The organism is Bradyrhizobium sp. IC3123, from assembly GCF_020193625.1.
In the GTDB taxonomy this organism is placed as follows: Bacteria; Pseudomonadota; Alphaproteobacteria; order Rhizobiales; family Xanthobacteraceae; genus Bradyrhizobium; species Bradyrhizobium yuanmingense.
The window spans coordinates 49,890-61,987 of the sequence record NZ_JADYVF010000011.1 but is presented as its reverse complement, the minus strand read 5'-3'; the positions used below and the strand labels follow the sequence as shown (position 1 = coordinate 61,987).

General features: G+C 64.6%; 12 protein-coding genes. 7 read left to right on the top strand and 5 right to left on the bottom strand.

Annotated features, from left to right (window positions below):
• Positions 1–3: 3 nt before the first annotated feature.
• The 3 genes from I6F20_RS28550 to ald all read right to left on the bottom strand — a co-directional run bounded on the left by I6F20_RS28550 (position 4) and on the right by ald (position 2,776).
• Entirely contained in the window at positions 4–1,062 is a 1,059-nt protein-coding gene (locus I6F20_RS28550; RefSeq protein ID WP_225128855.1) for a YeiH family protein, read from the bottom strand.
• 111 nt (positions 1,063–1,173) lie between these two features.
• On the bottom strand, positions 1,174–1,392 hold the full coding sequence (locus I6F20_RS28545; protein WP_027546306.1) for a hypothetical protein: 219 nt from the start codon (positions 1,390–1,392) through the stop codon (positions 1,174–1,176).
• 268 nt (positions 1,393–1,660) lie between these two features.
• A complete protein-coding gene (gene ald, locus I6F20_RS28540) occupies positions 1,661–2,776 on the bottom strand; it encodes an alanine dehydrogenase (RefSeq protein ID WP_225128852.1) in 1,116 nt (371 codons plus the stop codon).
• 143 nt (positions 2,777–2,919) lie between these two features.
• Here ald and I6F20_RS28535 point away from each other — a divergent pair, with 143 nt between their 5' ends.
• The 6 genes from I6F20_RS28535 to I6F20_RS28510 all read left to right on the top strand — a co-directional run bounded on the left by I6F20_RS28535 (position 2,920) and on the right by I6F20_RS28510 (position 10,286).
• A complete protein-coding gene (locus tag I6F20_RS28535) occupies positions 2,920–3,399 on the top strand; it encodes an Lrp/AsnC family transcriptional regulator (RefSeq protein WP_025035213.1) in 480 nt (159 codons plus the stop codon).
• A 140-nt stretch (positions 3,400–3,539) separates the two neighbouring features.
• Positions 3,540–4,025: a (2Fe-2S)-binding protein gene (locus I6F20_RS28530; protein WP_225128850.1), complete on the top strand. Its 486-nt coding sequence runs from the start codon at positions 3,540–3,542 to the stop codon at positions 4,023–4,025.
• Positions 4,022–5,038 carry an FAD binding domain-containing protein gene (locus tag I6F20_RS28525; protein ID WP_225128849.1) on the top strand — a complete coding sequence of 339 codons (1,017 nt, stop codon included), beginning with the start codon at positions 4,022–4,024 and terminating at the stop codon, positions 5,036–5,038. Before I6F20_RS28530 ends, I6F20_RS28525 begins: the two co-directional genes overlap by 4 nt.
• 7 nt (positions 5,039–5,045) lie before the next feature.
• Positions 5,046–7,250 carry a xanthine dehydrogenase family protein molybdopterin-binding subunit gene (locus I6F20_RS28520; RefSeq protein WP_225128847.1) on the top strand — a complete coding sequence of 735 codons (2,205 nt, stop codon included), beginning with the start codon at positions 5,046–5,048 and terminating at the stop codon, positions 7,248–7,250.
• A 96-nt stretch (positions 7,251–7,346) separates the two neighbouring features.
• A complete protein-coding gene (locus tag I6F20_RS28515; protein ID WP_036023350.1) occupies positions 7,347–9,704 on the top strand; it encodes an Orn/Lys/Arg family decarboxylase in 2,358 nt (785 codons plus the stop codon).
• 6 nt (positions 9,705–9,710) lie between these two features.
• Positions 9,711–10,286, top strand: a complete 576-nt coding sequence (locus I6F20_RS28510; protein ID WP_225128845.1) for a GNAT family N-acetyltransferase — start codon at positions 9,711–9,713, stop codon at positions 10,284–10,286.
• A gap of 3 nt (positions 10,287–10,289) precedes the next feature.
• Here the strand turns inward: I6F20_RS28510 and I6F20_RS28505 are convergent, their stop codons facing one another.
• Positions 10,290–10,502, bottom strand: coding sequence for a hypothetical protein (locus I6F20_RS28505; RefSeq protein ID WP_036005605.1), 213 nt, complete (start codon positions 10,500–10,502; stop codon positions 10,290–10,292).
• Between the two features lie 164 nt (positions 10,503–10,666).
• Here I6F20_RS28505 and I6F20_RS28500 point away from each other — a divergent pair, with 164 nt between their 5' ends.
• Positions 10,667–11,608: an ornithine cyclodeaminase family protein gene (locus I6F20_RS28500; protein ID WP_225128843.1), complete on the top strand. Its 942-nt coding sequence runs from the start codon at positions 10,667–10,669 to the stop codon at positions 11,606–11,608.
• A gap of 36 nt (positions 11,609–11,644) precedes the next feature.
• On the opposite strand, the gene I6F20_RS28495 is transcribed toward I6F20_RS28500, so the two are convergent.
• Positions 11,645–12,085 (bottom strand): flagellar basal body rod protein FlgC, encoded by a 441-nt coding sequence (locus I6F20_RS28495; protein ID WP_225129003.1) that lies wholly within the window; start codon positions 12,083–12,085, stop codon positions 11,645–11,647.
• Positions 12,086–12,098: the final 13 nt, after the last annotated feature.

The window sequence follows — 12,098 nt, the reverse complement described above, 5'->3', positions numbered from 1 at the left end:
TGATCACTTGAACCAGTGCACCAGCGCGATGCTGATCCCCAGCAGCAGGATCAGCGACAGCGTCACGGCGGCTGTCACCCGGCCGCCGACATTGGCGAGCACGCGCACGTCGACGCCGAGGCCGAGGGCGGCCATCGAGACCACCGTGAGAAAGCCCGTGATCGTCGTCACGGGGCCAACCACTGTCACCGGCACGATCTCCAGCGAGCGCAGGGTCGCAAGCGCAAGGAAGCCGAGGATGAACCAGGGGACCAGGCGGAAGAAGCCGACGCTGGTCTTCCTGGCATCGCCCTGCCAGCGCGAGGCGACCAGCGACAGGCCGACGACGACCGGGCCGAGCATCAGGACACGCATCAGCTTCACCAGCGTGCCGATCTGGGTTGAGACGAGACCTGCCGGCACCGTCGCGGCGAGCACCTGCGGCACTGCGTAAACGGTGAGCCCGGCGAGAATGCCGTACTGCGTTGCGGACAATTGCAGCAGCGGGATCAGCAGCGGCAGGCCCAGCACCATCATCACGCCAAGGATCGCCGTAAAGGAGATCGAGGATGCAATCTCGTCGTTGCTGGCGCCGATGATGGGCGCCACTGCGGCGATGGCGGAATTGCCGCAGATCGAGTTGCCGCAGGCGATCAGGATCGACAGCCGCGTCGACAGGCCGAGTAGCCGGCTGAGGCCGAAGGAGACGCAGAGCGCGACCACGACGACCGCGGCGATGGAGGCGAGCAGCGCAATGCCGGAAGCCGCGATCGCGGCAAAGCTGATGGAGGCCCCGAGCAGCATCACCGCGACTTCCAGCAGTTGCTTGGCGCTGAAGGCGATGCCGGCCTGCCACCGCCGGGCCGGCTTCCAGAAGCTGCGCACCGCCATGCCGAGCAGGATCGCCATGACCAGCGCCTCGACATAGGGGTGCTCGAACATGCCCAGTTCGGCCCGCTCGAGCAGGGCCGACACACCGGCCACGAGAACGCAGAGGAGGATGCCCGGAATCAGCGCCGCAATACGGCCCGCGGCGGTGACCGGCTTGGAATCGGCCGGGCTGGATGCTTGATTCTGCGACACAAATCTCTCCCGAAGGAGAAAGATTTATACGCACCACGACCCGATTGGGAAATATGTTTTCGACATATCAGGGCCGAGAGAAGTTCTGTCCTCGGACCGGAATAAACGGCCTCAGAAGATCAGGTTCTTGGCCAGCGAGGCGACGCGGCTGAAACCGTCATAGATGCCGGGCTCGAAGAAGGCTGCACGGGCCAGCACGATGCCCGCGACCAGCGACCAGAACAGGGTGGTGCCGGCCCGCAGCAGGAGCTTCGAGGCGCGCGACTTCGGCTGTGTGTCCGTTGCGGACACCAGTTGCTCGCCGAAGGGCTCAAATCCAGTGCGTTCCATGGCTGCCGATCCACCAATTTCTGGCGGAAATGTCGTCGTTTCGGCTGCAAACAGCAATGGAAGCGATTGGCGTTTTTGCGCTCGGAAGGGGAAACTCCTTCCTCCTGACAGGACCGCGGCAATAGTTTTCTTCTTTCCGCCTATTTGGACACCGCCGCTCCGGTCACAACGCCTTCACCGCGTCGGGATTCCCCGAGGGCTCGGGAGCACGGCGGCAGCGCCATCTTCCAGTCGGTTGATGGCGCCGCACCGACGATGGCCCATCTCGCTACGCCGCCAGTCCGCTCTCTACTGGCGCAAACTCCAGCCCCAGACTCTCCGCCACCGCCTTGTTCGTCACCCGGCCGCGATGCACGTTGAGCCCGTTGCGCAGATGCGGATTCTCCAAGATGGCCGCAAATCCCTTGTTGGCGAGCATCAGGCCGAACGGCAGCGTGGCGTTGTTCAGGGCTTGGCTCGAGGTCACCGGCACGGCCCCCGGCATGTTGGCGACGCAATAGTGAACGACGCCGTCGACCTCGTAGGTCGGCTCCGCGTGCGTGGTCGGGTGCGAGGTCTCAAAGCAACCGCCCTGGTCGATCGCGACGTCGACCAGCACGGCTCCCGGCCGCATCGATTTCAGCATCGCACGGGTGACGAGCTTCGGCGCGCTGGCGCCGGGCACCAGCACTGCACCGATCACGACGTCGGCGGCGAACACCTCGTCCTCGACCGCCTCGATGGTGGAGAAACGGGTGCGTACGCGTCCAACAAACAGATCGTCTAGTTCGCGCAGGCGCGGGATCGAGCGGTCGATCACGGTGGCTTCGGCACCTAAGCCGGCGGCCATGCGTGCCGCCTGCGTTCCGACCACGCCGCCGCCGAGCACGACGACGCGTGCCGGCTGCACGCCGGGCACGCCGCCGAGCAGCAGGCCGCGGCCGCCGCTGGAACGCTTGAGCGCGGCGCCGGCGGCCTCGATGGCGAGGCGGCCGGCGACTTCGCTCATCGGGGCGAGCAGCGGGAGGTGACCGCTCGCGTCCGTGACGGTTTCATAGGCGATTGCGGTGCAGCCGGAAGCAAGCAGGCCCTTGGCCTGGTCGGGATCCGGCGCAAGATGAAGGTAAGTAAAAAGGATCTGGCCTTCGCGAAGCTGAGCCCATTCGCTCTTCTGCGGCTCCTTCACCTTCACGATCATGTCGGACTTTGCAAAGATCTCGCGAGCGGTCTCGGCAATGGACGCCCCTGCCCGCCGGTACACCTCGTCGGACGCACCAATGCCGCTGCCGGCGCCGCTCTCGACCGTCACCTGGTGCCCGGCGGCAACGTATTCGCGGACCGCACCTGGGGTGAGCCCGACCCGATATTCCTGCACCTTGATCTCCTTCGGGACTCCGACGCGCATCTTGATCTCCCTCGCCAATGCTTTGATTCCATTGTTGATCGTAGCGAGAGGGTCGGTTTGGTTTCGTGCAAATATCCGCTACCTTGGCAGCGCCCGCGCCGGTTTCCGGCGCGAAATGGTCCTTTGACGCTGGAAACGAAACCTTGGCCCTCGACCGGAAAGATCTCGCCATCCTCGCGGAACTCACGACCAATGCGCGAGCCAGCCACACCGAGCTTGCCAACAAGATCGGCTTGTCGAGCACGGCGCTGGCGCGGCGGCAGAAGGCGCTGGAGGATGACGGCTACATCCAGGCCTACCAGGCCGCGCTCGACCTGGCCCAGTTCGGCCTCACCACCACGGTGCTGGTCCGCATCGCGCTGGAGAGCCAGAGCGACGAGGCACTGAAGGCGTTCGAGGCAGAGGTGACGAAATGCCCCTCTGTCGTGCGCTGCTTCCTGATGTCGGGGACGGACGACTACATCCTGATCGTGCTCGCCCGCGACATCCAGGATTTCGAGCGCATCCATCGCACCGAGCTGTCCCGCCTGCCCCGCGTCGCGCGGGTGCAATCGAGCTTCGCGCTGCGCGAGATCGTCAACCGCGCGGTGCCGACCGTGGTGTTCGGCGAGACGAAGCGCTGATCTCGTAAATCCAATCGGGAGAACCGATTGGGAACCAAGCAACTCGTCATCCGTTGGGCGCTATCGGCCAGCGGCGGCAACGCAGTCTCGCGTCATTTGCACAATTTGCCCGGCTCGGCCTTTCCGCAGGGAAATACACCATGGCCGACCTTACGATCCCCGAACGCATTCCGATCAACCTCGTCGTCAATGGCGAAAGCCGCGCGCTCGAGGTCATGCCATGGACCACGCTTCTGGATGCGCTACGTGACCGTCTGCAACTGACCGGCACCAAAAAAGGCTGCGATCACGGCCAATGCGGTGCCTGTACCGTGCTGATCGACGGAAGACGGGTCAATTCCTGCCTGACCCTGGCCGTCATGAAGGATGGCGCCGAGATCACGACCATCGAAGGCTTGGCCAGGGACGGCGCGCTGCATCCTCTGCAACAGGCCTTCATCGACCACGATGCCTTTCAGTGCGGTTATTGCACGCCGGGGCAGATTTGCTCTGCCGCGGGCCTGTTGGCCGAAGGCCGTGCGCGCGATGCGGATGAGATCCGGGAGCTGATGAGCGGAAACCTCTGTCGCTGCGGTGCCTACCTCAACATCGTGGCTGCGATCGAGCAGGCAATGAGCCGGTCATGAACAACTTCCAATATTCCCGCGCAACCGATGTTGCCGACGCCATCCGCCTGCTCGCCGCCGATCCCGGTGCGAAGTTGATCGCCGGCGGCACCAACCTGATCGATCTGATGAAGGAGAACGTCGAACGGCCCTCCCGGCTGATCGACATCTCCCGCCTGCCGCTCCGCGACGTCGAGGAGACGGCGGACGGCGGTCTGCGCATCGGCGCCTTGGTGCCGAATTCGGACCTCGCCTACCACCCGTTGATCGAGCAGCGCTATCCCCTCCTTGCCAGCGCCATCCTGGCCGGCGCCTCCGCGCAACTGCGCAACATGGCCTCGGTCGGCGGCAATCTGATGCAACGTACGCGCTGCCCCTACTTCTATGACACCACGACACCCTGCAACAAGCGAAGCCCCGGCACGGGCTGCTCGGCCCTCGATGGCCTCAACCGCAACCATGCCATCCTCGGCACCAGCAACTCCTGCATCGCGACCAATCCATCCGACATGAGCGTGGCGCTGGCCGCGCTCGGCGCGCTCGTGCATATCGCACGCCCCTCGGGGCAGCGCACCATCGCGCTGACGGATTTCCATCGGCTTCCCGAGGACAAGCCTCATCTCGATACCAATCTCGGCAGCTGCGAGATCATTATCGCCATCGAGCTGCCGCCGCACGGCTTTGCCCGGAACTACAGCTATCTGAAGATCCGCGACCGGCTGTCCTACGCCTTTGCTCTGGTCTCGGTCGCGGCCGCGGTCGACCTGGAGGGCAACGCGATCAGCGAAGCGCGCCTTGCGCTCGGTGGCGTGGCCCACAAGCCCTGGCGAAGCCTCGAGGCCGAAGCCGCATTGCGCGGTCAGGCGGCAACACCGGATCATTTCGGGCGCGCCGCCGACCTGCTGCTGCAGGGAGCGACGGCACGCTCCCACAACGGGTTCAAGATCGACCTGGCGCGCCGAGCCGTCGTGCGTGCGCTGATGCAGGCCGCAAGCGCCACGCCGCAATCACAAGCTCACAAGAAGATCGCATGAGGACCCGATGAACGCCTATGTCGGAACACCAACGTCGCGCGTCGACGGCCGCGCCAAGGTCACCGGGGCCGCCAAATATGCCGGCGAATTCGCAGCAGACGGTCTCCTTCACGGCTTCGTGGTCGAGGCCAGCATCGCGCGCGGGCGCATCGCTCGTCTCGACACCAGCGAGGCGCTGAAGGTGAAGGGCGTGGTCGACGTGCTCACGCATGAACATCGGCCGCCCCTCGCCGACAAGGACGAAGCCTGGAAGGATGAGGTGGCGCCGGAGAAGGGCTCGCCGTTCCGGCCGCTCTATGATGAGAGGGTCAAGTTCAACGGCCAGCCGATCGCACTGGTCGTCGCGGAGGACTGGGAGATCGCCAAGTTCGCCGCAACCCGCGTTCGCGTCGAATATGAGCAGGAGGCGTTTTCGACCGATCTTGAATCCGAACGCGGCAAGGCCGAGAAAGTGGATCAACCGCACAAGCCGCGTGGTGATGCCGCAGCAGCCCTGACGCGCGCGGCCGTGCGCCACGAGGCGGATTACGTCATTCCGACCGAGCACCACAACCCCATGGAGCTCTTCGCGACGACAGCCGTCTGGAACGGCAGTGGCGGGCTCACGGTCTACGACAAGACGCAGGGCGTCCAGAACGTCCAGAAGTTTCTCTGCAGTGTTTTCGGCAAGGAACCGGACGACATCCGCGTGATCTCGCCCTATGTCGGCGGCGCCTTCGGCTCGGGCCTGCGGCCGCAGCACCAGGTGGTGCTGGCAACCCTTGCCGCGCTCGCACTGAAGCGGTCCGTCCGGGTCGTGCTGACGAGGCAACAGATGTATGGCCTGGGCTATCGTCCCATGACCATCGAGCGCGTTGCGCTCGGTGCAAAGCCGGACGGCACCCTCGATGCGATCACCCACGAAGCCATCGCCGTGACCTCACGCTATGAGGATTTTTCGCGCAACGATACGGGCTGGGCCGAGCAGCTTTACAAGAGTCCCAACAGCAACTTTTCCCATAAGCTGGTCGACCTCGACGTTTCGACGCCCTCCGACATGCGCGCGCCGGGTGCGGCAACGGGCGTGTGCGCACTCGAATGCGCCATGGACGAATTGGCCGTCGCGCTGAAGCTCGATCCGGTCGAGCTGCGCCTGAGGTGCTACTCGGATCGCGACCAGAGCCAAGGCCTGCCTTACACCAGCAAGCAGTTGCGCGAGTGCTACGCCCGCGGCGCCGAAGCGTTCGGCTGGAGCCGGCGTAATCCGGCGCCGCGTTCCATGCGAGACGGCAAGGAACTCGTCGGCTGGGGCATGGCGACTGGGGTGTGGGAAGCGCTGCAGATGCCGGTCGCCGTCCGCATCGTGCTGACGGCCAACGGCCATGCCGAGGTCTCCTGCGCCGCGTCCGATATCGGCACCGGCACCTACACCATCGTGGCGCAGGTCGCGGCCGATGCTCTCGGGCTGCCGATCGAGAATATCAGCGTCCGGCTCGCCGATTCGACCTTGCCGCAAGCCCCCGTCGAGGGCGGCTCCTGGATGGCGGCATCAAGCGCGCATGCGGTCTTGGGAGCGGCCGAAGAAATTCGCTGGGAACTCGCACGTCTTGCCAAGGCCATGCCGGGCACACCGCTCGCTGACCTCGACGCCGCCGACGTCACCCTGACTGACGGCATGATCGCCAGCAGCGACGGTCGCGGGGCCGCTGTCTCGATTGCGGATGTCATGCGCCACAGCAAGCTCGAGCGGATCGAAAAGGAGAAGCTCAACCAATTCGCGGAGGATAATTCGCATGCCCGCAACACACATTCGGCGGTCTTCGCGGAGGTGAAGATCGACGAGGAGCTGGGAATTATCCGCGTCACCCGGATCGTGAATGCGGTCGCGGCCGGGCGCATCCTGAACACCAAGACCGGCCGCAGCCAGATCATGGGCGGGGTGGTCTGGGGTATTGGAATGGCGCTGCACGAGGAAACGGTGATGGATCACCGCTTCGGCCGCATCATGAACGCGAACATTGCCGAATACCACATTCCCGTGAACGCCGACGTCCACGACATTGACGTCATTTTCGTCGACGAGCCCGACGACCGCATCAACCGGTTGGGAATCAAGGGGCTCGGCGAGATCGGCATCGTCGGCGTCCCGGCCGCAATTGCGAACGCCGTCTATCATGCCACCGGCAAGCGCATCCGGCGCTTCCCGATCACACTGGACAAGCTGCTGGAGTGAAGCGTCAGGCTAACCTTGCCGCAGCACTCGGGCATGTCATCCAGATGTCATCGAATGTGCAGAGAGCTGTATCTTCCTGCACATTCGGGACCTGCCATGGACTATTTCAAGCGCTTCAACTTCCTGTTCGCCGCCCCAGTGTTCGATGCCGACGATCTCGAAGGCGTCCGCTTCAACCAGATCATCGAGGAGATCCAGCGCTCCGGCTTCGAGGTGGTCCGGGCCCGCAAGCTGGAGGATGCCGAGATGGCGGTGCAGACCGATGCCGCGATCGGCTGCATGGTGGTGGACTGGGGCAAGAAGGGCCTGGAAGGCAAGACCTCGGCGCTGATCAATCTGATGCGCCGCCGAGGCCTCGACTTCCCGATCATCCTGCTGATCCGTCGCAAGCGGTTCGAGGATTTGCCGGTCGAGGTGCTCGATTTCATCGACGGCTATGTCTTCCTTTCCGAGGAGACGCCAACCTTCATCGCCAAGAACCTGATCAGCCGGCTGAAGCAATATGCTGAGACGCTGAAGACGCCGTTCTTCGGCGCGCTGGTCGACTATGCCGAGGAAGGCAACCAGCTCTGGACCTGCCCGGGCCACAATGGCGGCGTGTTCTACAACCGCAGCCCGATCGGGCGCGTGTTCGTCGAGCATCTCGGCGAATCCGTGTTCCGCGACGACCTTGACAATTCCGTGCTCGACCTCGGCGACCTCCTCACCCATGAGGGCCCGGCGCTGAGGGCGCAGAAGGAAGCGGCGGCGATCTTCGGTGCGGAAAAGACCTATTTCGTGCTCAATGGCACCTCGACCTCGAACAAGGTCGCGCTGGGCGCCCTCGTCACCGACGGCGATCTCGTGCTGTTCGACCGCAACAACCACAAGGCCGCCCATCACGGCGCGCTGATGATCAATGGCGGCATCCCGGTCTATGTGCCGACCGTTCGCAACGCCTGGGGACTGATCGGCCCGATGCGCTGGGACCGGCTCGAAGAGAAGAGCTTGCGCGAGGCGATCCGCAACCATCCCCTGGTGAACGATCGCGACGCTTGGCGCAAGGAGCGGCCGTTCCGTGTCGCCGTGGTCGAGCAGTGCACATATGACGGCTCGATCCACAGCGCCGAGATGATCATCAAGCGTATCGGCCATCTCTGCGACTACATCCTGTTCGACGAGGCTTGGGCCGGCTTCATGAAATTCCACCCCCTTTATGCCGGCCGCTTCGCCATGGGGCTGGTAAATCTCTCGCCCGACGCCCCCGGCATCATCGCGACGCAGTCGACCCACAAGCAGCTGGCAAGCTTCTCGCAGGCCTCGCAGATCCACATCAAGGACCGCCATATCCGCGGCCAGAAGCGTCGCGTCGAGCACCGCCGCTTCAACGAGAGCTTCATGCAGCACGCCTCGACCTCGCCGTTCTACCCGCTGTTCGCCTCGCTCGACGTCGGCGCACAGATGATGAAGGGCCGCTCCGGCGAAGTGCTGTGGGACGACACGATCCGGCTCGGCATCGAGCTGCGCAAGAAGATCCGCGCGATGCGCCAGGAGTTCGAGGAGAAGGAGCAGAACCCGGATCGCCGCTGGTTCTTCGAGCCCTTCGTTCCCGATCGCGTCGCCATTGCCGATGTCAGCCGTCCCGGCGCGGCGCATAACGTCGCCTGGGAGACCCTCTCGACCGACGAGCTCGCCACCAACCCCGCGCTGTGGCAGCTCTCCCCGGATACCAACTGGCACGGCTTTCCCGATCTCGCGGAAGGCTTTGCCATGACCGATCCGAACAAGCTGACGCTGCTCACGCCCGGGTTCGATCGTGCGACGGGAGCTTATGCCGAGCACGGCATTCCCGCGCCGGTCGTCGCGCAATATCTGCGCGAGAACCGCATCGTCCCCGAGAAGAACGACCTCAACTCCCTGCTCTTCCTGCTCACGCCCGGCGTCGAGGCGAGCAAGGCGGGCACGCTGATCTCCGGCCTCGTCGCGTTCAAGCGACTGCACGACGACAATGCGCTACTCGCCGACGTCATCCCCGAATTCTATCAGAGGCGGCAGGCGCGCTACGCCGGTGCACGGCTGCGTGACCTCTGCGGCGAGATGCACCGTTTCTTCCGCACCGCCGATGTCAGCGCGCTCCAGGCGCGGCAGTTCATGCCCGAGCATATGCCCGAGATCGCGATGTCGCCCCGCGATGCCGCGCGCTATCTGTTCAAGAACGACGTCGACTACCTCCCGATCGAGGCGATCGCCGGCCGCATCGCCACGACGCCCTTCGTGGTCTACCCGCCCGGCATCGCCACGATCGTGCCCGGCGAGCGGCTGACGGAACGAGCCAAGCCCATGATCGATTATCTCAAGATGTTCGAGACCTGCTTCAACACATTTCCGGGCTTCGACGTCGAGATCCAGGGCGTCTACAAGGAGGTCGATGCGAATGGGCGCATCGGGCTCTACACTTATGTCGTGACCGAGTAGGTGCCGATGAACGAAGCAGCTGCGCGCGTGGGCGATGAACCCGTCCTGGTTCGGCCATCACGTGAGAGCGACATCGAGGCGATGCTGGCGATCTACCGCCATCACGTCCGCAACGGCGTGCCGCGCGATGTCGAAGGTACCGGTGCGCCAGAGCCGGACGATCTGCGCGACCGGCGCAAGAACCTGAAGCAGACCCGCCTGCCGCATCTGGTGGCGACCTGGCGCGGCGAGGTCGTCGGCTATGCCTATGCCGTGCTGTTCCGCAAAAGGCCGGCCTATCGATACACCGCCAAGCACTCGATCTACGTCCATCACGCCCATCTCGGCCGCGGGGTCGGACGGCTGTTGCTGCAGGAATTGATCGACGCCTGCGCTGCGGCCGGCTTCCGCCAGATGATCGGCTATATCGATGCAGATAACGCGCCCTCGCTGGCGCTGCACGAGCGGTTCGGTTTCGCACGCGCCGGCCTGCTCAGCGGCGTTGCCTACCGCCACGGCCGCTGGTCCGACACCGTCATGGTGCAACGCTCGCTCGGCGCGGGGACGACGACGCCCCCGCCCGTCACGGCACCCGGGCGCTAGTCGCTACGACGGGAAGTCGGCGGGTCTGACATGGATGCGGTCGGCATGCAGTGACCAGTGATGCAACGCCTGGTCCTTGCAGAACCTCGCTTTCGCCCGTTCCCTGGCCTCGTCCTCGTCGGCGGCGTCGATCTCGAGCGTGCCTTGGCAGACCTCGCATTGCCGGCCGTATTCGCCGAGCACGTCCTTCATGAACCTGACGACATAAGTTGACATGGGACCTCCCTGCCTGCCCGCCGGCACTCTAGTCCCATTTAGGCCGGACGGGGAAAGGAGATTTTGACGCGGATCAAGGCTTGTCCAGTCCCGGCGGAAGATTCGTTGCGGAACCTGCCGCGCGGGTTTATGGGCAAATGCCGGTCGCCAATGAGGAACTTGCCTTGCACTTTGTCTCCGATACCGAAGTCACGAAGGCTCTGACCTTTCCGATCCTGATTGCGGCCCTCGAAGAAGGGCATCGCCGGCCGAAGATGGAGGTGCTGGACGCCTTCCTTGGAGACGAGAGGGGGCAATACGTCATCCGCAGCGCCGTCGATTCCGGCCGATACATGGCCAGCAAGATGTTCACCAGCTTTCCGGCCAATCTGGCCGAAGGCAGGATGCCGGCGGTGCAGGCCGTGTGCGTGCTGTTCGACGGCACCAACGGCCGGCCGCTGGCGGCGATGGACGGGACCGAGATCACGCATTGGCGCACCGCAGCCGACTCCGCGTTGGCCACGAAACTGCTCGCCCCGCCCAATCCCGAGACGCTGCTCTGCGTCGGGGCCGGCGAGATGTCCGAATGGCTGATCCGGGGTCATCGCACCGTGCGGCCGTCACTGGAGCGCGTGCTGATCTGGAATCGCAGCCCGGACCGGGGCGTGGATCTCGCTCAGCGCTTGGCGAAGGCCGGCATCAAGGCGGAAGCAATCACGGATCTCGACGCCGCGACGCGCGAGGCCGATGTCATTACCACCTGCACCCGCGCGCATCAGCCGCTGATCAAGGGCCGCAATCTGCGGCCGGGCACGCATCTGGACCTCGTCGGCGGCTACACACCGCAAACCCGGGAGGCTGATGACGAGGCGGCCAAGCGCTCCCGCGTCTTCGTGGACCGGCGGGAATCCGCCTTCCACGGCGTCGGCGACATCCTGCAGCCGATCGCGAGCGGCGCGATCAGCGAGACGGACGTCCTCGGCGACCTCTACGACCTCGTCGGCGGCCTTGTGCAGGGGCGAACGTCACCGTCCGACATCACGTTCTTCAAGAACGCGGGCGGCGGCCATCTCGACCTCATGACCTGCGAGGCCGTGTTCCAGCAGCTCGGCGCAAAGCTGGGGTAGTGGCCCAGGCTGGCGAGACACGGCCGACGTCAGCCCTCACGCCTTGATGTCGAGGAGCGTGTCTTGCGTCTCGGCGTAGGCCTGAATGACCTTCGCATTGGCAACGAAGCTGTATTTTGCGGTCACCAGCTGAGCGAATTCGCTAGCAAGATCGACATTCGGCGCTGCGATCAGGCCGTCCTGGTTTGCGAAGGGAGCGCTCGGGTCGGATTGCGCGGTATAGCTCGGCGATACCGTCGATACGGTCGCAACCGTACCGCCCGGCGTCGAACCGCTCGACTGGGAGACCTGATCGACCCGCAAGGGCACGTAGGCTGCAGGAAACGTTGGAGCAATGCCCGCACCGGCCGATGCGCTCGACCCGCCTGACGCGGGTAGTGGGTCGGTCGTCCTGATGTTGGCGATATTGCTCGCCGCCACGTTCACGCGCAAACTCGCCGCAGAAAGTCCGGATGTCGCAATCGAAAGTATGCTCATGCTCCCTGATCTA